Consider the following 23337-nt stretch of genomic DNA (forward strand, 5'->3'; position numbering starts at 1 on the left):
CTCAATATGTTATCTATAAGTTATGTTTTGCGTTGGATAATTTCGTTGTTTTTCTATATTCATAACGAAATAGGAGAGAAAAAAGAGAAAAGGCAGAGGAGAGGGCCTTGCGCGCCCGTTCCTCTGCCTTTTTAAAAATGGCCAGCCAATCAACAACGAAAATTTGTCTCTATTTCAGCGGCTTGCTGCTGCTTAATTTTACCGCATGAGCTTTGCGCAGCGGGATGAGAATAGTCAAGCTGACCAAGGTGACGAAAATAGTGGCGCCCATATCGGATAAAATGGCAATCCACAGCGTGAGCCAGCCTGGTATGGTCAGCAGCAGCGCAAGCACCTTAAGCCCGAGTGAAACCGCAATGTTGAAGCGAATCACCCGGTTTACCTGCTTGGCAACGGATATAGCCTCGGGCAGCTTGCCCAAATGATCCTGCATGAGCACAATGTCCGCTGTTTCAATAGCGCTGTCTGTGCCCTTGCCCATGGCAATGCCAAGCTGGGCAGAGGCAAGAGCGGGAGCATCATTGATGCCGTCACCGATCATAGCGACTTTGCCGCTTTCCCCAAGCTCTTTAATGCGCGCTACTTTATCCTCAGGGAGCAACCCTGCGTAGAAAGTAGATACCCCGACAGCCGAAGCTACCTTATCGGCCGTTTTTTGGTGATCGCCCGTCAGCATGACCGTACGTTTAATGCCCTGCTGATGAAGCGCAGCAATGACCGCACGGCTTTCCTCGCGAATTTCGTCAGCGATTCCGAACACGCCAAGCACTCGATTGGCATTTGCAACAATGACGAGCGTGAGTCCAGACGCTTTCATCTGCTCGATCGTGTGGCGCACCTGATCAGGAAAACTTAAATGCGCGATGCTTTTCTCATTGCCGAGCCAGTAGCGCTCTCCATCAATGACAGCTTCCATTCCACGGCCGGCTACATTGATCATTTCCTCTGGCTCTGGCAAGCTGACTCCGCTCTCTTGCACAGTCTTCATAACCGCTTTAGCGAGCGGATGGGAGGAGGAGCGCTCCATCGCGCCGGCAACCTTATAGAAAAGTGCATCCTCATAAACTTCCACCTGTACGACATGCGGCTCACCTTTGGTTAAGGTGCCTGTTTTATCAAAGGCAATCGTATCGATTTTACCAAGCTGCTCCAAATATACGCCGCCTTTAATTAAAATGCCGTTTCGGGCATTGCGCGTAATACCCGAAACGATGGCAATGGGCGAAGAGAGAATAAGGGCGCATGGGCAGCCAACAATCAGCACAGAAAGGCCTTGATAAAGCCATTTTGTCCAATCCCCTTGCAGCAGCAGAGGAGGAAGCAGAGCCACAAGCAAAGCAATGGCCATAATAAGCGGCGTATAATATTTGGCGAATTTATTAATAAACAGCTCGGTTGGCGTCTTTGTTTCCTGGGCTTCCTCAACCAAATGCAAAATCTTCGCTAGCGAGGAATCCTCATAGGCTTTATCAATTCGAATGATCAGTACGCCTTCATTGTTAATGCTGCCGCCAAATACGGTATCCCCAGCTGCTTTGTCGACCGGAAGCGACTCGCCAGTAAGGGCAGCTTCGTTGACCGAGCTTTTCCCCTCCGTAACAGCACCGTCCGATGGGATTTTCTCGCCCGGCTTGACGCGGACGATGTCTTGCGCCTTCAGCGAGGTAATGGGAATAACCAATTCCTTTCCATCTATCAGCTTGGTCGCTTCCTTTGGCGCTACCTGCAGCAGCGTCTCCATTGAACGCCGCGCCTTCTCCATGCCGTAGCCTTCCAGCCATTCATTGACGCCGAACAATACGGCGACGAGCGTCGCTTCCTTCCACTCGCCGATGGCGATGGCGCCAACAAGCGCAATGGTCATTAGCGTATCAATGTTGAATTTTAACTTGAACAAATTGCGCAGTCCGCGCCAAAAGGTCGTATAACCGCTGATGGCAATGGCTGCCAAGTATAAAGCGATTAACAGTGGTGCGCTTAGCGCCTGCTCCAGCAGCAGCGCTCCGCCATAGAGTACGCCGGAAGCAAGCAGCAGCTTCAGCATATGGGAGTTTCCGCCTCCATGGCTATGATCATGTCCATGGTCGTCGTGAGCATGGCTGTCGCCATGCGAATGAGCAGCTTCCTCATGGCAATGACCGTCATGGCAAGCGTGGTCATGAGCCGAATGAGCATGAGAATCAGCGCTATGGGTCGATCCCGATCCTTTAACGGCAGCGGGAGCAGAAAGCTTCTCTAAATAAGCGCCTTCCGACTTCAAAATTTGTTCAACCTTCTGCATCGAAATTTGCGCATTGACAAGCAGCTTGCCCGAATTATAGCTGAGCTTGGCATCTTCGCCAAACGTCAATTTTTGAATTTCCGTCTCCATCGTATGGGCGCAATGGCCGCAGGTCAGACCTTTAACACGATACTCAACCATGATTCAGCCCTCTTTCCTATCAATGTATGAATAAGTGCTCATATATAAATAATATGCCTCGATGACAGCATCTGTCAAACCTATCTTTGCCAATTAGCTCCAGAATCATGAGGCAAAGCTGTTTAAAAGCAGATTATGCAAGACATGGAGCGGCGTGTCTAATGCATATAAATAGGGAGTAGAAGGAGCGTGATGAATTGAACGAGAAGGTGAAGAAATATTACCAGCTTAAGCAGAAGCAAAAGGAACTGGAGCAGGAGCTGGCTGGCCTGCGAACGGAAATTTTAGCTTATTGTGCAGAGCAGGAAGCAGGGGAGCTGACTGTAGGGCGCTATAAAGTAAAAATTGTCGCACAGGAGAGGCGGGAATACGATGAGGCGAAACTGCTTGCAGCACTTCCCGAGCCCGATGCCTGGCGCCTCGTTTCCAAAGTGGACCCAGCAAAGGTATCCAGCCTGCTGCAGCTAAACGTCATTAGTGAAACCAGTCTGCAGGATACCTTTACAACGAAAAAAATCTCTTTATTGCAGGTTGATAAACTATAATTTCCACCCAAAAAGGCGATTGCAACCGTTGGACTGAGATTGTTTATGCTCAGACTGCCAACGCTGCAAACGTCTTTTTTATTTCTTTTCATAAATTAATTTCCATATATATCATAATGTAAATGGATTGCACGATTAAATAATAATCCGTTTAGCGGTATTTAGAATCCGTTTTAAGGTAGCCGCTATTTTCGCATTGGATTACGCTTTAAGCAGAGCAGCGCCAAAACAACAGCTGCGAAAGGAGAAGTGGTGAAAATGGTACGAATTAGACTCAGTATATTTTTTAGCGTTTTTGTTGCCATGGTTGGATTGATGATTATAGCTCCTGTCATGCCGCCGCTTATCCGCGAATTGGGACTAAGCGAAACACACTCGGGCTTAATTATTTCCTTAGGTTCCATTGCCATGGCCGTGATGGCTCCGGTATGGGGGCGAAGAAGCGATTCGTTAGGGCGGAAGCCGGTCATTTTAATCGGTTTTATAGGCATGTTTGTCAGCTACATTTTGTTCACGGTCATCATGTATGCTGGGCTGTCGAAAATGATAAATGGAACGCTGCTGGTTGTGCTGCTGATCGCAGCGCGTGCGATGGTTGGACTATTCATTCCAGCCGTACCTTCGTCGGCACAAGCTTATATGGCGGATGTGACCGATGAAAAGGGGCGTTCGGCCGGCATGGCCTTAATCGGGGCTGCCAATGGGCTGGGACTGGTGCTCGGACCGGCAATTGCGGGTGTTTTTGTCCTGATTGGGCTGCTATGGCCGTTATATATCGGTGCTGCGCTGCCGCTTATTGCCTTTGTTGTCGTCCTCTTGTTAATTCCCGCTCAAAAACCGGTCATTCGAGAGAAGCCGCCCAAAGTTAATCCGTTCGCCAAAGGGCTTCGTCTGTATTTGTTTGCTGGACTTGCCACGATGCTGAGCATCGTCACTTTGCAAGTCATTGGCGGCTTTTATTTTCAGGATCAGCTCGCTTTGACGACGCAGGAAACCGCACGCGTGGTATCGCTTGGCCTCATATTTAGCGGAGTCGCGATGATTATTACCCAAGGGCTGCAAATGAAAAATACAAAATGGCAGCCAAAGCCGCTCATTCTTGCTGGCGCTTTGCTTTTGCTCGTCAGCATGGCTATTTTTCTTTTTGCTATGAGCTTAATTGGTTTTTATACGGCTTTCTTTATATTCGGAATTGGTGCGGGATTGATGATGCCGGGCTTTATGGCGGGCGCTTCGCTTTCCGTTTCACCAGAGCAGCAAGGCGGCGTCGCAGGCATGGTTGCATCGGTTCAAGGAGTGTCCGCTGTGATCGCGCCGATACTAAGCACGACCTTATATCAGGTGGATAAACATCTGCCTTTTATCGCGGTTGCCGCGATTGTGCTCATTATGGGAATTACACTGCTTTCCGTGAAAAATAAAGCGGCTGCAGGCCAGCCAGCCTCCGAAAAACATTTTTCTACTTGACTTTTTTAAACCAGCAGTCGTAATATAATACCTACATCTTCATAACTGGCATTGACCAAAGACATGATTCCAATTTCGGGCCGCCCAGAGAGAGAAGCGATTGCTGCAAGCTTCTTCGGATACCGGATATGGTTTTACCCCTTTGCAGCCGTGCTGCTGAACCCGCTCCCTTGTGCGAAAGTAAGCTTCACCGCTTTATCTGCGATAACGGATACCAATAAGGGCCTTTTATCCGGGGCGCTGCAGCAAGGGCTGTGGCAAGCTGGCGATAAGGTCGAATAAGGGTGGAACCACGAGCCGAACGCACTCGTCCCTTTCCGGGATAGAGGCGTTTTTTTTGCGTTCATAAATAGGCAGAAGTGGAGGCTCAAGCGATGAAAAATCAAAGCGAAAATCAAAATCACATACAAATCAAGCTGCCGGATGGCGCAATTAGAAGGTGCCCAGTTGGGACAACAATGGAACAGCTCGCTGAATCAATCAGTCCTGGGCTGCGAAAAAAAGCCGTCGCTGGCAAAATCAATGGGGAAGCTGTTGATTTAAGCTATTCCATAGAGGCAGACAGCGACGTGGAAATCATTATTTTGGACAGTCCGGAGGGGGTGGAAATTTATCGGCACAGCACAGCGCATCTTTTGGCGCAGGCATTGAAGCGGCTGTATGGCAAGCAAGAGGTTCAGCTCGGAATTGGGCCTGTCATCAGCGACGGTTTTTATTATGATATTGCCATTGCAAGCCCGCTGCCGAATGAACAGCTCGCCGTCATTGAGCAGGAGATGGCCCGAATTGCAGAGCAAAATCTGCCGATCATTCGCCGTGTTGTCAGCAGGGAGGAAGCGCTGCAGCTATTTGAGCAGCTAGAGGAGCCGCTAAAAGTCGAGCTGATTCAAGCTTTGCCGGAAAATGCTGTTATTTCGCTTTATGAACAGGGTGAATTTATCGATTTATGCCGCGGGCCGCATTTGCCAGCAACTGGCTGGATTAAGGCGTTCAAGCTGCTGCACACAGCGGGAGCCTACTGGCGTGGTGATTCCAATAACCAAGTGCTGCAGCGCATTTATGGCACAGCGTTTCCGAAAAACAAGCAGCTGGAGGAGCATCTCCATATGCTCGAAGAAGCGAAAAAGCGCGATCACCGCAAGCTGGGCAAGGAGCTAGGGCTATTCATGTTTTCGGAGGAAGCGCCTGGCATGCCGTTTTATTTGCCGAATGGCATGATTATACGTAATGAGCTGGAGGAACTGGAGCGCGGCATTCATCGCGAACGGGCCTATGATGAGGTTCGTACACCGCTGATGCTGAACAATCGGTTATGGGAGCAGTCCGGTCATTGGGAGCATTACAAAGACAATATGTATTTTACAAATGTTGATGACGCGGTTTTCGCCCTCAAACCGATGAATTGTCCGGGACATATGCTCATATTCAAAAATGAGCTCCGTTCTTACCGAGATTTGCCGATCCGCCTTGCCGAGTATGGACAGGTGCATCGCCATGAATTTTCCGGGGCGCTCAATGGCATGATGCGGGTGCGGACGTTTTGTCAGGATGATGCGCATTTATTCGTCCGGCCCGATCAGATCGAGGAGGAAATCGCTAAAGTAATGGCGCTCATTGACGATATTTATTCGATCTTTGGCTTTACTTATCGGGTGGAGCTGTCCACTAGGCCAGCCGATTCCATGGGCTCGGCACAATTATGGGATCAAGCGGAGGAAGCGCTCAAAAATGTGCTGGTCCAGCAAAATGTCCCTTATATGCTCAATGAAGGGGACGGCGCCTTTTATGGGCCGAAAATCGACTTCCATATTCGCGATGCGCTTGGCCGCAGCTGGCAATGCGGAACAATCCAGCTTGATTTTCAAATGCCTGAAAAGTTTGATTTGACTTATATCGGCGAGGATGGCGGAAAGCACCGTCCTGTCGTCATCCATCGTGCCGTATATGGCTCCATTGATCGGTTTATGGGCATATTGACAGAGCATTTCAGCGGCGCATTCCCGCTGTGGCTCGCACCCGTACAGGTGAAGCTGCTTCCTGTTTCAAGCGTGCATTTGGATTATGCCCTGCAAGTCAAGCAACAGCTTCTGAAAGCAGGCCTTCGTGTGCAAGTCGATGCTCGCAGCGAAAAGCTTGGCTACAAAATTCGGGAGGCGCAGCTGGCGAAGATTCCTTATACGCTCGTAATCGGGGACCAGGAGGCGAGCGAAGGGACGGTTTCGGTTCGCAGGCGCGGCGTGAATGAGCAGCAGGGGATGTCCATCGCACAGCTAGTGGAGCTGCTTTCCCGGCAAGTTGCAGCTAAAGAGCTGAACGCTAACGAGAGCGTATAGCGGACTTGTGCTGCCGGACTTTCTACTGGCGATAAGCTAAAAAGCAGGAAAGAGCTAAAGGACGGCATCCAGGCTATAAAGCTTGGTGTGCCGTCCTTTTTCATTGGATTAAGAGGGCTGCCTTGTGTAAACGAGCACCGCATCGCGTAAAAATCCAGCAGAACCGGGCTGCTTCTCATCATAATAGGCAGTGAAGCGCTCATCGTCAACGTACATTTGGGCAACGCCAGCATGCGCTTCCTTCGAATAGCTGCCCCAGTAGAAGCTCAGCCATTGCTTGTGCAAGTCAGCTGCTTTCTGTGCCAGCTCGCCCGCAGGATCACCTGTCAGGAAGGCTGCCGCCAGCGTCGTCAGCACATCCTCGCCGAGCTTTTCCACTTCAGCGTGCTGCGCTTCTGTCCTATTTTTAATAGCATCGTTTGAGCGGTTGACGGCTGCTTCCCCATATTTGGCCCTGATTTCTTCGCCATACTTGGCCTCATTGTCATCCAGCAGCTGCTGCTTGAAGCCTGCGAACTTTTCTTTATCGTTCATCGTTTGTTTCCCTTCCTTCTGCAATAATGTTTGGTCGAGATTGGCAATGAGCTGATCGAGCTGCTGCCTGCGCTCAAGCAGCTTGCTGCGATGCTCCAGCAGTGCCGCATGAACGTCGAAATTAGGCGACGTAATAATCGCTTTAATTTCCTCCAAGGTGACGCCAAGCTCCTTGTAAAATAAAATTTGCTGGAGCAGCTCTACCTCGCTCAGTCCATAAATCCGATACCCTGAAGAGTTGATGCGTGCCGGCTTCAATAGGCCGATTTCATCATAATAACGCAGCGTTCTCGTACTAACGCCAGCCAAATAGCCTAGCTTCTGAATGGTGTATTCCATATGCTCACCTCCTGACAAATTTATCGTACACGTTGACGGCGCGTGAAGGTCAACCGTTATTTTTCCCTGATGGAGAAGGACACTTAAAAAGCATCTGAATCCGCTATAATGAAGAGGTAATGGGAAGATTTACTTGGCCTGAAATACAACCAAAAGCCCCGTCAGAAGAGAGTGTTCTTCTGATGGGGCTTAATCGTTTTGATTTTACATTTATGTTTTGATTTAAAATTTAATGCTGGCGCCTAGAAAGTAGCCGATCGTAACAAAAATAAGCACCCATGTAAGTGAGCCGAGACTCGTAATGAGCAAATACTTGCGGAAAGGCATTGAAGTAATGCCGGAAATGTAGCTGGTCATGCTCCTAACACCCGGAATGAAATAGCCGAAAAACAGCGTCCATATGCCAAAGCGGGCAAACCAGCCCTTTACCTTTTCAAAACGTTTGGTTGTGAGTCCGACCCACTTGCCATGCTTGTCGATTAAAGGCTGTCCAAATGTTTTGCCCAGCGTGTAGCTTAAAAGCATGCCCGTTATAGCTCCCGTGAAACTAACCAGCAAGGAAATGGAATAATTTAACACCATAATCGAACATAAATATCCGATAAATAACATTAATAATTCGTCTGGAACCGGAAGCCCGATAATGCCGAGAGCAAGCAGCCCGAAGACGGCGTAATACCCGTACTGAGAAATCATTTCTATGGCAAAAGTCATAACCGGCTCACTTCCTTGCGTAGTCTTTTTTGAAGGCGGGAAATGGAATTCGGCTGACCATTAAGACAGAAAGCAGACCCATTAAGGCGAGAGCAGCAGCAGGCTTCATTTGACTATTTAAAAAAGGAGCAAGCGCCAAAATAACCCCGGCGGCTGTAATCGGCAAACCAACAAAACCTTTCACTTGGCCTTTTATATTGAATCTTGCCAGACGCAGCGCGCCGCAAGCTAGAAATAATACAGCGGCAATCGGCCCTAGCCACAATGAACCGTCGAGCTTGTACAGCAGGACCAGAAATACAGGCGCGATTCCAAAGGAGACCAGATCAGCCAGCGAATCCAGCTGTTTGCCGAAGTCGCTTGCACAATGAAGCCATCTGGCAAGCAGTCCATCAAGTACATCCCATAAAGCAGCCGTCATAACCATGGCGAAAGCAAGCTTATACTCGGCTTTTATCGTAAAAAGTAAAGACAATGTCCCGGCTCCCAAATTCAATAATGTACAGAGGGAGGGCAGCCAGTTTTTATTCATGTCAATCAGCCCCTTGATGAATGAAATCCTTTTTTTACTTGCAGGTTAATAATGTAACAGGCGGCTGTGACTTTTATGTGTCCACTTGTCCCTCTTTTATATCTTTAACGACAAAATCCCTATTAATTCACTTTATTAAACGACAATGTTAAATTTTAATGTCGATTTTCATCTTTACATAAATGAATAGGCGCCTCCGCCAGCAAGGGCGACACCAAGCAGCGATGCCATCATCACTAAATTGTACTCAAACCCGCCGTTAACCGACCAGAGTCCTTTGCTGCCATGTACTTTGACGATGGCAACAATCATCGTCAAAATCAGCAGCACTGCACCCGCCACAACCGATAGACCGGAAGCAAATAATACTCCGCCGATCAGCTCGGCAAGTCCAGCGCATACGACCATCATTGCACCAGGACGGAGGCCAATCGCCTCAAAAAAACCAGCTGCTCCTTGAATCCCTTCGCCGCCGAACCAGCCGAACAGCTTCTTGCAGCCATGGCCAATCATAAGGAGTCCAATAACTAAACGGATTATTAATAACCCTAAATCTAACATTTATAAATCATCCTTCCTCGTATACATACGCCATTACACTCGTTCTAAGGAGCAATCATACTGAAATCTCATTTTTAAGTCAATATCGTGCAGAAAATAATTTATTTTTTCCGCTTGCTTGTATCAGAGTATGAAAATGTGCTAATGTCGTTGTCGATATGATGAACAGGAGCGATAAATGATGAGCCAAGCAAAACTTTGTTTTATCGGTGCAGGCTTTCATGCCTCGACGAATATTTTTCCATCCGCAGTAGAAGCAGGAGCTGAAATTGCAGCAGTATCCACCCGAAGCCTGGAGCGTTCGCAAGCAGCTCTTACACGTTTCGGCAGCAGCGGGACACCGTATGATGACTACAAGCAAATGCTGCAAAATGAAGAGTGCGATGGCGTTATTGTTGTAGCTCAGCCTGGCGATCAAACGGAAATCGTAATGGACTGCATTCGAGCTGGTAAACATGTATTCGTCGACAAGCCGCTAGGCTGGACTGCCGAAGAAGCGGCAGCCATTGCGGAAGCAGCTGAGAAGGCTGGCGTCGTGCTGATGGTCGGCTTTATGAAACGTTATGCCCCGATCTATCTGAAGCTTCAAGAGCTGATTGAGTCTGGCGAGCTCGGAGCAGCGCGCTCGTTCCAAATTCGTTTTGCCTGCGATAGTACAGGCTTTAGCAAAAACGAGGAGCAATTCCTAAAGCTTGCTGCCATCCATCTCGTTGATCTCATGCGCGGCTTGTTTGGCGAAGTGGCGCAAGTTGCAGGGTTTAACAACAATTTGGGCGAAAATATTTCCCAGTCGTTTTCTTTGAAATTCGACAACGGTATTTCCGGCAGCGTTTATTTTGCAGGCATGACCGCTTGGTCGAGCGAAAGTGAAAGCGTGCTGGTTACCTTCGACAACGGCCATGTCGTAGCCGAAGATTCCAAAAAGCTGTCGATTCACAAGTCGCTTATGTCTGGCTCCTCGTCGTACCAGACGCTGTCCGAGGAAACAACGGTGCTGACGCCGTCGATTTCCACGATGTCCGGCTGCTTTGGCGACCTATATACGCGCGGCTTTGTCGGTGAAATGGCCCATTTCATCGCCTGCTGCAAGCAAAATTTGACGCCGAATTCGAGTGGTCGGGACAACATTGGCACAATGGATTTATGTGGCCGCATTTTGAACGCACTGAACTAGTATTAATCACTGTAAATCTGCGAGGATCACCAGCATGAACGCTTCCAGCTCCGTCTAAAAGTTTGAAAAGCCTTGATTGCCGCGATGATTCGCGGCTTTTTTGCTGTCTTTTTGCCATGCAGGCCTCAGCATTCAGTATGAGAGCAAGTGACGGCTGAAAAAACTTTGCCAAAAAGGACATATGTCCTTTTTAAAAGGGTAAAATAGGTTTACATTTAAGAAACTGAGGATGAGCGACAGCAGAGAAGGTGCCATATTGCGTACAGAATTGCGTACAGATACAGATTCCATTGAACGGATCATTCAGGGACATGGCTGGCTGAAGGAGATGTTTGACGAGCTTCCAGAGCAGGTGCAGAACTGCTGGGAAGTGCGCCGCTTTCATCCGGGCGAGACGGTATGTGATCAAGCCAGCGACATGGTCTACGTGTATATTTTGATTTCCGGCGAGCTTGCTGTAGAGCGAAAGCTATCCGACGGTAAAATGTTCCGGCTCGCGATGTTGCTGCCGGGCGACGTCATCGGCGATATTGAGATTAGCCTAGATATGCCGTTTATTAATCAGGTCGAGACGACACGCGAGTCTACGCTGCTTGCCCTCGATAAGCAGCGCTTCAAAAAGTGGGTCATCAACAGTCCCGCTTTTCTGCACCGATTGAACGATCAGCTAGCGAATAAGCTTTTCCAGCAGGGGAGAAAGACGCTTGAAAACAGCTTTTATTCAATGGAGCATAAGCTGCTGGCCTATTTTTACGAGGCATTGGGCCATGCTGATTTTCAGAAAAAGCCCGTGTTTGAGCTCTTTGCCACTCGTGAGGAAATGGCGCGGCAGCTTGGCGTAGCGGTGCGCAGTGTCAATCGAATTATGAAAATGCTGAAAGAAGAGAAGCTATTCGTCGTAAAAAAAGGGCGATTGCTGTTTACCCAACAAAGCAAGCAGTCGATTGAGCAAAAGCTGAACAGCAGCAACCGCGCGATGTTTTAATAAATGGGGATAGCACAGAATGGACGGCGTTAAATGCTGCTAGCATTTAGGCTTGCCATTTGAACAGTGTGCGACGTGTTTCTTCTATATATAATAGAGTGCTGTTAGAGAGGCCTAATTTATCATTTTGATCTGCTGAAAGATCCGCTGCTGAAGCGGGTCTTTTTTATTTTGCAAACAAGCTTTTCAGGAAGTCGTTCGTATGCTAATGTTAGCTTATAAATGATTAACGAAACCTAACAAAACTAACCGATATCTCTATTTTAACTAAAGGATGTGCAGCTATGGCTAACAAGGTGACGATGCAGCAAATTGCTGACTATTTAAATGTTTCAAAATTCGCTGTTTCTAAAGCGCTTTCAGGAAAGCCGGGCGTTAGTGCGGAGACGCGCGAGAAAATAGTCAGCGTTGCCACGCAGCTCGGCTATTTTTCCGGACAGAAGCTCAAAGCTCCTTCCGCCAGCTTAAGCGGCGACAAAGCAAGCGAGCGTCAAACACGCGATACAGTCATTTTGCTTGTGCCTAACGTGAGATACCAGACGCGGGACTCTTTTTTCTGGGGCAAAATTTTGGATGGCATTACGATGGAGCTGGAGGAGCGGGAAATTGGCACGATGATGATTACGGAGCAGTTCAAAAATCATTTCTCGCAGTTCATTAACCCGAGCAGCATTTGCGGCATTATTGGCGTTGGCCAAATCACCTCGCAAATGCTGCTTGAAATTAGAAGTCTGGGCATTCCTTTCGTGCTGGTGGATCATGAAGACCCGCTGATTCCGTCGGATACGCTCTTTATGAACAATATGGAGTGCATGCGCAGAGTGACCAATTATTTAATCGGCTGCGGTCACCGCAAGCTGCAATTTGTCGGCAACACTCACTATTCGCGCAGCTTTCTTGACCGTTTTCTCGGGTATAGCTCCATGCTGGAGGAGCATGGGCTTGTGCAAGAGCAGGAGTCTGCGCTGTTGACGTTCGAGGGAAATAACCGATCAGAAATGACAGAGGCACTGGAGCTGATTGTGAAAAAAATGGTCCAGGAAGCAGCGCTGCCGACCGCCTTCATTTGCGCCAATGATTCCATTGCCATCTGCATCATGACGGTGCTGGCTAAGCTACATGTTGCCGTTCCTGGCGAATGCTCCGTTGTCGGCTTTGACAATATTGAGGATGCGGCTTGGTCAAAGCCTACGCTCAGCACCGTCGATGTGCAGAAGGAGGCTTTCGGCCGCCGTGCTGTGGAAATGCTGCTGCGCCGGCTGAAGCACCCGAGCAGCCCGCAAGAGAAAATTTTGCTGTCGGGCGATTTCGTCATGCGTGAATCGACTTCCAGCTCCATGACGCAAAGCTAAGGGGCGAATGCGATGGGAGACTCGAAATTTGGGCTGCGGCGCTGGACTTTCTTTCCGGCAACCCGCATGGAAGCAAAGCTGTTTATCGTGTTCGTACTGCTGATCATTATTCCGGTTGGCGGGCTTACTTATATTTCTTCGCTGCGTTATACGAATACGATTGAGAAAAATACAGTTACCTATGCAGCGGAAATTTCCGACAAAATGGTCAGCAAGCTCGACGACTATACGAAGGATATGAAAAAAATTTCGATTATACCTTCCTATCTCGGCGAAATTCAGGAGGGGCTTAAGCTCTCTAATCATTATTATTCGCAGGTGGAAGCCGAAACAGGAGGCAACCCTAATCTGCATGACGGAAAAAATATACAAATGAAGCTGCAAATCCAGCGCAAAATCGAAAGCAGCATTTATTTTATGAACAATATTAAGGAAGGCGCCAGCAGCGTCTATTTATTTGATGCGTACGGCAATCCCTATTATGTCATGAAGAGCGGGGGCGCCCGCGCCAATCTGCCTGAGTTTTATAATCGCTGGCATGAAACCGCTGCTGCTGCCAATGGCAAGCCTGTGCTGATCAGCACGCAGGAGGTAAGCGGCGATACGAATCGCAAGCGGTATGTATTCACGATCGTACGCAATATTATTGACAGCACCTACCACTCCGTCGGCATGATTGCGGTCGATGCCAGCATTGAAGTCATTGAGAACGTTGTGAATGATCTGGATGAGACGACGAAAGGCACAACGCTCATATTGGATGAGGCGGGTACCGTTATTTATGACAGCGAGCAAGCCTTTCTTGCTGAAAATTTATCCGGCGATGCGCTGCTCCAGCAGGCAGAAGGACAAAACGGCAGCTACATCGTCGATAAAAATGGCAAGGAGCAGCTCGTCATTTATCGTAAATCCGAGGAATCCGGCTGGCTCACTCTTATTCTCATTCCGAAGGAGCAGGTGGAGGCCGAAGCGATTCAGACGCGTAATTACACGGCAGCGGCAGCAATCGCCATTATGACGCTGGCTCTGCTCATTTCGATTGTGCTGATTTTTGCGCTGACGAAGCCGATGCGCGAAATGGTGAAGCTGATGAAGCAGGTACAGGCGGGCAATCTCGATGTCGCCTTTCCGGTGCGCCGCCGCGATGAAGTCGGCATGCTTGGCAATGCCTTTAACCGCATGATGGTGAGAATCCAGCTGCTGATTGAAAACATTTACCGCATGGAGCAGCGTAAAAACCAGATCGAGCTGGAGAGCTTGCAGCGCCAGATTAATCCTCATTTTATATACAATACGCTGGAGTCGATTCGGATGACCGCTGTGCTGAACGATGATCCTGAGGCAGCTGAGATGGTCCAGCTTCTTGGGCAGCAGCTCAGGTACAGCATTCATGCAGGAGATGAAACGGTGACGGCCAGCCAGGAATTTGAGCATTTGCGCATGTATATGCGGCTGATTAACGACCGCTTCGGCGATCGGTTTCAACTGGAGCTTCCGGAGGGAGAAGCAGCCTGGGGCATAAGGGTTATGAAGCTGCTGTTCCAGCCCATTGTGGAAAATGCCGTCAACCATGCGTATGAGGATTCACGGGAAACGATGCTCATTCGCATTGACTGGGGAATCGTCGGCAGAGAGCAGTGGTTTACCGTTGCCGATGATGGCTGCGGGATGGAGGAAGCACAGCTGCTTCGGGTACGCAATGCCTTGACTGCTGCCGAGCCGCTAGAGCCAAACGGAAGAGGCATTGGACTGCGCAATGTGCATGAGCGCCTGAAGCTGCGTTTTGGCGTCAGCTATGGCTTAACGATCGACAGCGAGCAGGGGAAGGGAACACGGGTAACGATTCGGATGCCGCTGGAACAGGAATGAAAAGCGCAGCGAAAAGGAAGGAGTGGCAACGATGAATATAGTTGTTGTAGACGACGAGGAACGAATTAGGCTGGGATTATGCAAGCTCATTGAGCAGGCAGGCGAGGAATACCGAATTATTGGCGCATTTGGCAGCGGGCAGGAGCTGCTTGACCAACTGGATCATCTTAATCCCGATTTTGTGCTGACGGATATAAAAATGCCGCAGATGACAGGGCTCCAGCTCATTGCCAAAGTAAAGAAGCTAGGTAAAAATATTAAATTTGCTGTGCTGAGCGGATTTAATGATTTCGAATTTGCCAGAGAATCGCTGCGGCAGGGAGCAGAGGATTATTTGTTGAAGCCAGTAAACCTGGATGAGCTCATTCGCCTGCTCGCCAAGGTGAACAGCAAGGTGAAGCAGGAGCGCAGCCGCAGCCGCCTGGAGTCGGGCGATTTAATCAGCCTGCTGCTTTACGCGGATGAGAAGCAGCTCCCTTCCTATGTCGTGGAGGATGTGTGCGGAACGCTTGATCAGCTGCCCTTGTTTCTCCATCACTACGCGGTGCTGCTATTAACGACTTCCCCTGAGCTGGACGAAGTTCGGTTGGAGCGGTTTATGGCTGACTGGCTGCGTGAGCGAATGATTATTACTGGTGAAGGCGGCAGACGGATTATCCTCATCGCCATTCACGATTCCGACCATGCCGAGACCGTCAGGGAGCTCGCTGTTATACTGCTTCAGCGAATGCCAGCCTTTACGCGTGCAAAAGTAGGCTTCAGCAGCATTTTTCGCGGCAGCAGCTGGCTAACGAATGCTTATAGCGAAGCTTTTTCCGCCTATCAGCATGCTTGGTATAATACGGAGCCGCGCTGGTGCTCCGGCGCTGTTAGCCGTGTTGCACCTGTTGATCATTTGCTGCGTTTGACGCATATTGTGGGCAAGGAGCTGCTGCCGGCGCTGCAAATGAATGATTTCGCCTTGGCGCAGACTGCATTTGACAGCTGGCTGCAGGAGGCTGCCGCCCAGCGCATTTGCTGGAAGGAGCTGCAGGAGGTATGCTTTGGCATTAGAGCACTCATTGCCGAGGAGCTGAAAAAACGCAGCGTTCAGCTTGCATATGGGCAGGTGAATATGCCGATCGACCCGGAAGCTAGCGAAAATTGGGAAGCTTTCGCCCAAAGTATGCGGACGGGCATGGAGGAAATTAGCGCCTTGCTAGGCAGCGCGCGATCGGATAATAGAGCTATAGATAAAGTTAAATCGTATATCCAGCAGCATTTTACCGAGGAGCTTGAGCTGCAGCGCCTTGCGGATATTGTATATTTGACGCCAAGCTATTTAAGCAAGCTGTTCAAGACGGAGACGGGCGAGACGATTACCGACTACATGATTTCTGTACGGATTGAGGCAGCAAAGCAGCTGCTGCGGCAGGAGCAGGGGCTGAAAACGTATATGGTCGGTGAGCGGGTAGGGTATGCCGATCCGGCTTATTTCACTAAAGTGTTCAAAAAAATGACCGGCCTAACACCGAAGGAATATCGCGATAAAGTTAGGTGAAGAAAGTTAGGTTCCCGTTATCCAAATTGAAGACAATAAAACATAACAAAGACCATTATAATCGGGCCCGGCATCTCCTATAATGATGAAAACGCTAACAATGGTGTTCATTAAAAGAAAGCGAGGGTGGCCTTATGCATCAGTTCTCTTACAAAACGCAGCGATATTTAATTTTGTTCGGGTTTTTGACAATTCCCGTCCTACTGTCGCTGACCTTCTCGTATTACCCGGCCGTATCTTTGCTGTATTACAGCTTGACGGATTGGAGCGGTCTTGGCTGGGATATGAATTTTATTGGCCTCGACAACTACAAGGAGATTTTCACCAAGCCCGAAGTATTCGGAGCACTTAAAAACAATGCTTATTATTTCATCGGTGGTTTAATACAAGTTGTCTTTTCCTTGTATTTTGCCGTCATATTGACTGGCAAGCTGCGGGGACGCAATGGGTTTCGGGTCATTTTGTTTCTGCCCTATGTGCTGCACAGCGTAGCAACGGTCATTATGTTCAAAAACGTTTACCATGTGGAATACGGCTCGCTAAACACGCTCCTTGGGGCCATTGGACTTGAATCATGGCAGCAAAGCTGGCTGGGCGATAAGCATTTGGTCAACTTCTCGCTTGCCTTCATCTCCATGTGGAAGTATATGGGGCTGAACATGGTTATTTTCATCGGCGCCTTGCAGTCGATTCCAGACGATTTGTATGAAGCGGGTTCGATCGATGGCGCATCGGGCTGGCAGAAGTTCAGATTCATCACGCTGCCAAGCATTCGCAAAGTGCTGGAGCTCATGCTTATTTTAACGCTGACAGGAGCGCTTGAAGCATTCGATATTCCTTATGTCATGCTGCTAGGTGCGAACGATACGTCAACCTTCGTCATCAAGACGGTGGATACGGCATTCAAATATCAAAACTTCGGCCTTGCCTCGGCGATGGCGGTTGTGCTGCTATTGATGGTTCTGCTCTTTATCGTTATTCAGCGCAAATTTTTGTTCAAAGGAGGGGAATAGAGGATGGGGCAGAGTAGAGAAGGTTCACCATTATTTACAATTTTCAAATATGTAACGCTGGTTCTTGCGCTGTTCGTCGTCTTATTCCCACTGTACTCCATTGTAACCGGGGCGTTTAAGACACAGGTCGAGTATTATCAATCCGGCCTTGCTTTGCCAGCAAATTTCTTGAATTTTGATAATTTTCAAAAGGTGTTCGACATCGGCAAGCTCGGTCTTGGCTTCCGCAATATTGCGATCATTTTGGTCATCGCTGTAGCGGGCAACATTATGTTCGGCACGATGGTGGCGTACGCGCTGGGAAGATTTGATTTTAAGCTGAAAAAGGGAATTATGGGCATGTACCTTGTGGCCCAAGTCATTCCTATGGTTACGACGCAGGTTGCTACATTTAGCGTCATTAAGTATTTCTCGCTTTACAACACGATGGGTGCGCCAATCATTCTTTATTTGGGAGCCGACGTGCTGCAAATCGTCATCTATTTGCAATTCGTCAACAGTATTCCGAAAGATTTGGACGAAAGCGCAATGATGGAAGGCGCTTCACTGTTTAAAATTTATCGCTCGATTATTTTCCCGCTGCTCGGGCCAGCAACAGCGACGCTCGTTATTTTGAAGACGATCTCGATTTACAATGACTTTTACACGCCTTATCTGTATATGCCAAGCCAGAAGCTAAAGGTTGTATCGACGGCTATTTATGCCTTTGTCGGGCCGAATGCCGCTCAGCTGAACGTGATATCCGCGGGCATTTTAATAATTTTCATTCCGACGGTAGCGATTTTCCTCTCGATGCAAAAGTTTATTTTCGCCGGGGTAACGAGCGGTGCGGTCAAATAACAGGGCGATCCAATACAAGGTTAGCGAATTGAAGGGGGAAGCACACTTGCAGCAGTGGAATGAGCAGGTTTTTGGAATGACATGGGGCTGGACGGGAGTTCGTGGTACGTGGGCGGGGCCTGCGGCGGCGGCTTCCATCGCTGAAATGGCCAAGCTGAACGTTAACTGGACGGCGATTGCGTTCGCAGCAGTTCAAGATACGCCGCAATCGACGGAAATTCCATATTGGAGCGAGCCGACGGTTAGTGATGAGGAAATACGCTGGGCGATTCGCGAGGCGAAAAGGCACGGCATTAAAGTATGCCTCAAGCCAGTAGTCAATGTTGGAAATGGCACTTGGCGGGCACATATCGGCTTCTTCGACCAGGACACGCCAGGGGAGCCGAGCTGGGGGGAATGGTTCGCTTCCTACGGAAAATTCATTGCCTATTATGCAGCGATAGCCGAGGAAGAGGGCTGCGAAATGTTTTGCATCGGCTGTGAAATGGTCCAGACGGACAAACGCGAGCAGGAATGGCGCGATTTAATTGCTTTGGTACGGACGCTATACAGTGGACCTATTACTTATAACTGCGATAAATATCAGGAAGAGCGAGTGGGCTGGTGGGATGCCGTCGATATTATTTCGTCCAGCGGCTATTATCCGATTGATCAATTCGAGGAGCAGCTTGATCGTATAGAGGCGGGCATTGCGAAGTGGAATAAGCCGTTTTTCTTCATGGAGGCGGGCTGTCCGAGCCGTGATGGCTCGGCTGCAAAGCCGAATGACTGGTCGCTGCCAGGCGCGCCGTCTGAAATCGAGCAGGAGCGTTATTATGAAGCGATGTTTGCTGCTTGTGCCCAGCGCGATTGGATGCTCGGCTACATGCTGTGGGATTGGCCAGCTCAGCTTTACGATGTGAAAGATGCTGCCCGCAACGATGATTATTGCATGTATGGCAAACGTTCGGCAGCGGTCATCCGCGCTTACTATGCCAAGGGACAAGGACAGCCAGTAAGCTAGGGAGGCGAAAGAAAAATGAGCAACGTAACAGGAACGCAAAACATGCTGGATTTTGTAGAGTGGCAAAAATCGCTGACGGAGGAAGTGCGCGAGCAAATTCTTGGCTTCTGGATGAAGCATGCGGTAGATGAGAAGAACGGCGGATTTATTGGACATATGGCAAGCGACGGGTCCATTTCGGAAAATGCAGATAAGGGCCTCGTGCTCAATGCACGGATTTTGTGGTCATTCTCGTCAGCGTACCGCATTTATAAGGAAGCGCCTTATTTGGAATTGGCAGAGCGGGCTTTGGGTGCGCTGCGGGAACATTTTCACGATCAGGAGTATGGCGGTTTGTATTGGATGGTCGATAAGGACGGGCAGCCGGTTCAGACGAAAAAGCAAGTATATGGGCAGGCCTTCGTTATTTATGCGCTAGCGGAATATGTACGGGCTACTGGCAAGCAGGACGTGCTGCCGTGGGCAGAGGAAATTTACAGATTGCTGGAGAAGCATGCCTTTGATCCGGTTCATCTGGGCTATATTGAAGCGCTGGCGCAAAACTGGCAGGAAACGGATGATTTGAGCCTCAGCGGCAAGGATCTCAATGAGCGGAAATCGATGAACACGCATTTGCACGTGCTGGAAGCTTATACGAATTTGTATCGGGTATGGAAGCCGGAAGGGCTTCGCGACAAGCTGAAGACGCTCATTGAGCTGCATTTGGATTACATCATTGATCCGCAAAGTCATCACTTTAAGCTGTTTTTTGATGATGCATGGAACTCCATATCCCGCCATGTCTCGTATGGCCACGATATAGAAGGAAGCTGGCTGCTGTGGGAGGCGGCTGAAGTGCTGGGCGATAAAGCGCTTGAGGAACGCGTGCGGGAAGCTGCTATTCAAATGGCCCACGTCACGCTTGCCGAGGGCGTAGATGCGGATGGCGGCGTTTATAATGAAGCCGACGGAGACGGACATCTGGATGCAGCGAAGGATTGGTGGCCGCAGGCGGAAGCGATGGTTGGGTTTCTGAATGCTTATGAGCTGACGCAGGAGGAGCGGTATTTGAATGCCGCTTGGGGCAGCTGGCAGTTCATTGCAGCTTGCGTATCCGATAAGGAGACAGGCGAGTGGCACTGGCAAGTATCCCGTGAAGGTGTGGCAGATACAAGCTATCCAAAAATCGATCCATGGAAATGTCCGTACCATAACAGCCGGGCTTGCTTTGAAGCTATCGAGCGCTTGGAACGAATTAAGATTAATGGCATTAATAATTAATGGACATAAATAAAGCAGACATAAATAAGACATGAATAATAAGGAGGCCCTTATGAATCAATGGTTGAAACAGCTTAAAGAAATATCGGATCGGCATGAGCAGCTGCTTCATGCGCCTAATAAACAAGTTCCGCAGTCCAATGGAGTATTTGCAAGATTCGAGCATCCCGTTATTACGAATGAGCACACGCCTCTGTACTGGCGTTATGATTTGGACCCGGAGACTAATCCGTATTTAATGGAGCGAATTGGTGTTAATGCCGCTTTCAATCCGGGAGCCATTGAGCTGGGTGGGAAGTTTTATTTGATGGTTCGGGTAGAGGGTGCTGATCGCAAATCCTTTTTCGCAGTTGCTGAAAGCGACTCTCCGGCAGAAGGCTTCCGCTTCTGGGATTATCCCGTACTGCTGCCGGAAACGGAAGATCCGGATATAAACGTGTATGATATGCGGCTTGTGAAGCATGAGGACGGCTGGATTTACGGGTTGTTCTGCACCGAGCGCAAAGATCCGGAAGCGCCAGCTGGCGATACGTCAAGCGCGGTTGCGCAAGGCGGCATTGCCCGCACGAAGGATTTGCGCACCTGGGAGCGTCTGCCGGATCTTGCTTCTCCGTCGCCACAGCAGCGAAATGTCGTGCTGCATCCTGAATTTGTCGACGGCAAATATGCCTTTTATACGCGCCCTCAGGACGGCTTTATTAACACAGGCGCAGGCGGGGGCATCGGCTGGGGCTTGTCAGAGAGCATGAACCCAGCTGTCATCGCCGAAGAAACAATCGTCGACAGCAAGCTTTACCACACGATTAAAGAAGTGAAAAATGGACAGGGTCCAGCGCCGCTAAAAACGGCTGAAGGTTGGCTCCATATTGCTCACGGTGTGCGCAATACAGCGGCAGGACTTCGTTACGTCCTGTATGCGTTCATGACGGATTTGAATGATCCGAGCAAAGTTACGTACGCACCAGGTGGTCATTTGCTTGCCCCGGAGGGGATTGAACGGATAGGCGATGTATCCAATGTCGTATTTTGTAATGGAGCTGTCCAGCTTCCTGGCGGCGAAGTGTACATTTATTATGCTTCCTCCGATACAAGAGTACATGTTGCTGCAACGAGTATCGACCAGCTTGTCGATTATGTGAAGCAAACGCCGCCGGATCATCTGCGGTCCCGGGCAAGCGTCGAGCAGCGCACGGAGCTGATCAGCCGCAATCTCCAATTGATGGAGCAGGCGGAATACGCTTTTCTGCGCCGCAGCTAAGCAAACTAACAAACGATGACGCTGTTAGCATAATTCATGACAATAAAAACAAAACAGCGTCATATTATTTTGCTTTCATAGCGTATATGATTACGATGTAAGCGATACCAAATATGACTCAGGGGGAAACAAAATGAAAAAAAGCTTGGCTTTATCTTCCGCAATTTTATTGATGACTTCCATTCTCGCTGCCTGTGGCGGCAATAATACGCCGGCCGAAAGCGCTCCAGCAGCCTCTGCTTCGGCAAGCCCTAGCGATTCCGCGGCAAGCCCGGAAGCAAGCGCAGCTAGCGAGCTGAGCGGCAAAATTAAAGTTTTGACGCATCGTACCGATTTTCTCAACGATGGGACGCTAGATAAATACGCAGCAGCTTTTAAAGAAAAATATCCGAAAGCTGAAATTGAGTTTGAAGGCTTGACGAACTATGCGACAGACATCCAAGTTCGCCTAACAACGGGCGAAGCAGGCGACGTATTGATGCTTCCGGCTGGACTTGCCGTTTCGGAATATCCGAAATATTTTGAACCGCTGCCGGATGATTTTTTCACCAATACTTTTTTCGCTGACCTGTCGCTGTTCGATGGCAAACGTTATGGATTGTCGACCGGCGTAAATACGCAAGGGATCGTGTATAACAAAAAAGCTTTTGCAGCAGCAGGCATCGATAAAGTTCCAGCTACGCTTGATGAGCTGTATGCGGATGCGGAAAAGCTGAAAGCTGCAGGCATCATTCCACTTTATATGAACTATGGCGCACAATGGCCAATGGGCAACTGGGGTGACGGCTCTGCATGGTACGTTGCGGGCGATCCGCAGTTTGTATCCAAGCTCGTAACAGATGAAGCACCATTCAAAGTGGACAACGCTTGGGGTATTCTTGCCAATATCGGCCGTACTTTCATTGAAAAAGGCTGGGTTGAAAAAGATCTGTCGACAAACAACTGGGAAATGTCGAAAGGCGAGGTTGCATCGGGTAAAGCGGCTATGTACTTCCTTGGCAACTGGGTCATTCCACAAATCGTAGGCGCTGGCGCATCGTCAGACGACATTGGCTTCTTCCCGCTTCCATACGACAATAGCGGCAAATACAATGCACCGCTTGGTTCGGATTATTTGGTTGGCGTAAGCAAAGACAGCAAAAACAAAGAGCTTGCGACAGCTTGGGTCAACTTCTTCGTGAAAGAGTCCGGTTATGTAGAGCAATCCGGATTCATGCCAATCGACAAGTCGGCACAGTCGACAATTGCTCAATTGGCTGAGTTCCAAGCAACTAACCCAACACTGCTGGAAAGCGAAGCTACAGATCCAAAATTCAATGAAATTGCCAATAAAGCGCAAATCGGCATCGGTACTGGCAACTATGTACAAGAGTATCTGGTTGGTGACGATCTGCAAGCAGCTTTCGACAAGCTGAATGCGAAATGGAAAGAAGCTAAAACAGCTTTGGGCTACTAAGTATAGCAGCTTCCACTAGCTGATTTATCTTAATAGAGCAACACAAGTCATAAACAATATATTTATTAGTGTTAAATTAGCGGTAAAATGCATGGCAACCTTGCTTCGGCGGCTCAGTCCCCGGAGTAAGGTTTCATGTG

General features: G+C 49.1%; 20 protein-coding genes. 15 read left to right on the forward strand and 5 right to left on the reverse strand.

What is annotated here, in order from left to right:
- Positions 1 to 169: 169 nt before the first annotated feature.
- Positions 170 to 2422, reverse strand: coding sequence for a heavy metal translocating P-type ATPase (locus AC50X8_RS07510; protein WP_494879187.1), 2253 nt, complete (start codon positions 2420 to 2422; stop codon positions 170 to 172).
- Positions 2423 to 2619: 197 nt separating this feature from the next.
- On the opposite strand from AC50X8_RS07510, the gene AC50X8_RS07515 reads away from it, so the two are divergent.
- From AC50X8_RS07515 to thrS, 4 genes are all read left to right on the forward strand, one after another.
- Positions 2620 to 2967 carry a hypothetical protein gene (locus AC50X8_RS07515; protein ID WP_056040479.1) on the forward strand — a complete coding sequence of 116 codons (348 nt, stop codon included), beginning with the start codon at positions 2620 to 2622 and terminating at the stop codon, positions 2965 to 2967.
- 258 nt (positions 2968 to 3225) lie between these two features.
- Entirely contained in the window at positions 3226 to 4434 is a 1209-nt protein-coding gene (locus tag AC50X8_RS07520; RefSeq protein ID WP_056040477.1) for an MFS transporter, read from the forward strand.
- A gap of 51 nt (positions 4435 to 4485) precedes the next feature.
- Positions 4486 to 4716 (forward strand): hypothetical protein, encoded by a 231-nt coding sequence (locus AC50X8_RS07525; RefSeq protein ID WP_056040474.1) that lies wholly within the window; start codon positions 4486 to 4488, stop codon positions 4714 to 4716.
- Positions 4717 to 4808: 92 nt separating this feature from the next.
- The gene (gene thrS, locus AC50X8_RS07530) at positions 4809 to 6767 is read left to right on the forward strand and encodes a threonine--tRNA ligase (protein ID WP_494879188.1); all 1959 of its coding nucleotides are present in this window, start codon (positions 4809 to 4811) and stop codon (positions 6765 to 6767) included.
- Between the two features lie 108 nt (positions 6768 to 6875).
- On the opposite strand, the gene AC50X8_RS07535 is transcribed toward thrS, so the two are convergent.
- From AC50X8_RS07535 to AC50X8_RS07550, 4 genes are all read right to left on the reverse strand, one after another.
- On the reverse strand, positions 6876 to 7640 hold the full coding sequence (locus AC50X8_RS07535; RefSeq protein WP_494879189.1) for a MerR family transcriptional regulator: 765 nt from the start codon (positions 7638 to 7640) through the stop codon (positions 6876 to 6878).
- A gap of 222 nt (positions 7641 to 7862) precedes the next feature.
- Positions 7863 to 8354 carry a DedA family protein gene (locus AC50X8_RS07540; protein WP_056040469.1) on the reverse strand — a complete coding sequence of 164 codons (492 nt, stop codon included), beginning with the start codon at positions 8352 to 8354 and terminating at the stop codon, positions 7863 to 7865.
- 7 nt (positions 8355 to 8361) lie between these two features.
- Positions 8362 to 8886 (reverse strand): CDP-diacylglycerol--serine O-phosphatidyltransferase, encoded by a 525-nt coding sequence (gene pssA, locus AC50X8_RS07545; RefSeq protein WP_056040466.1) that lies wholly within the window; start codon positions 8884 to 8886, stop codon positions 8362 to 8364.
- A gap of 174 nt (positions 8887 to 9060) precedes the next feature.
- Complete coding sequence (locus AC50X8_RS07550; protein ID WP_056040464.1) at positions 9061 to 9447, reverse strand: DoxX family protein; 387 nt, start codon at positions 9445 to 9447, stop codon at positions 9061 to 9063.
- Between the two features lie 181 nt (positions 9448 to 9628).
- Between AC50X8_RS07550 and AC50X8_RS07555 the strand changes: the two genes are divergently transcribed.
- The 11 genes from AC50X8_RS07555 (at position 9629) to AC50X8_RS07605 (ending at position 23197) form a co-directional block, all read left to right on the forward strand.
- Complete coding sequence (locus AC50X8_RS07555; RefSeq protein WP_494879190.1) at positions 9629 to 10621, forward strand: Gfo/Idh/MocA family protein; 993 nt, start codon at positions 9629 to 9631, stop codon at positions 10619 to 10621.
- A gap of 229 nt (positions 10622 to 10850) precedes the next feature.
- Positions 10851 to 11606 carry a Crp/Fnr family transcriptional regulator gene (locus AC50X8_RS07560; protein ID WP_494879191.1) on the forward strand — a complete coding sequence of 252 codons (756 nt, stop codon included), beginning with the start codon at positions 10851 to 10853 and terminating at the stop codon, positions 11604 to 11606.
- Between the two features lie 284 nt (positions 11607 to 11890).
- Positions 11891 to 12958 (forward strand): LacI family DNA-binding transcriptional regulator, encoded by a 1068-nt coding sequence (locus AC50X8_RS07565; RefSeq protein WP_494860280.1) that lies wholly within the window; start codon positions 11891 to 11893, stop codon positions 12956 to 12958.
- Positions 12959 to 12970: 12 nt separating this feature from the next.
- Positions 12971 to 14827, forward strand: a complete 1857-nt coding sequence (locus tag AC50X8_RS07570) for a sensor histidine kinase (protein ID WP_494879192.1) — start codon at positions 12971 to 12973, stop codon at positions 14825 to 14827.
- 31 nt (positions 14828 to 14858) lie between these two features.
- Positions 14859 to 16367 carry a response regulator transcription factor gene (locus AC50X8_RS07575; RefSeq protein WP_494879193.1) on the forward strand — a complete coding sequence of 503 codons (1509 nt, stop codon included), beginning with the start codon at positions 14859 to 14861 and terminating at the stop codon, positions 16365 to 16367.
- A 134-nt stretch (positions 16368 to 16501) separates the two neighbouring features.
- Positions 16502 to 17380 (forward strand): carbohydrate ABC transporter permease, encoded by an 879-nt coding sequence (locus tag AC50X8_RS07580; RefSeq protein WP_056040451.1) that lies wholly within the window; start codon positions 16502 to 16504, stop codon positions 17378 to 17380.
- 3 nt (positions 17381 to 17383) lie between these two features.
- Positions 17384 to 18220 (forward strand): carbohydrate ABC transporter permease, encoded by an 837-nt coding sequence (locus AC50X8_RS07585; RefSeq protein WP_056040449.1) that lies wholly within the window; start codon positions 17384 to 17386, stop codon positions 18218 to 18220.
- A 76-nt stretch (positions 18221 to 18296) separates the two neighbouring features.
- Positions 18297 to 19223, forward strand: a complete 927-nt coding sequence (locus tag AC50X8_RS07590) for a glycoside hydrolase family 113 (protein WP_494879328.1) — start codon at positions 18297 to 18299, stop codon at positions 19221 to 19223.
- Positions 19224 to 19238: 15 nt separating this feature from the next.
- A complete protein-coding gene (locus AC50X8_RS07595) occupies positions 19239 to 20483 on the forward strand; it encodes an AGE family epimerase/isomerase (RefSeq protein WP_494879194.1) in 1245 nt (414 codons plus the stop codon).
- 52 nt (positions 20484 to 20535) lie between these two features.
- Positions 20536 to 21741: a glycoside hydrolase family 130 protein gene (locus AC50X8_RS07600; protein ID WP_494879195.1), complete on the forward strand. Its 1206-nt coding sequence runs from the start codon at positions 20536 to 20538 to the stop codon at positions 21739 to 21741.
- Between the two features lie 133 nt (positions 21742 to 21874).
- Entirely contained in the window at positions 21875 to 23197 is a 1323-nt protein-coding gene (locus AC50X8_RS07605; RefSeq protein ID WP_494879196.1) for an ABC transporter substrate-binding protein, read from the forward strand.
- The last annotated feature ends 140 nt before the right edge of the window (positions 23198 to 23337 follow it).

It is taken from the genome of Paenibacillus sp. JT22N15 (assembly GCF_059383755.1).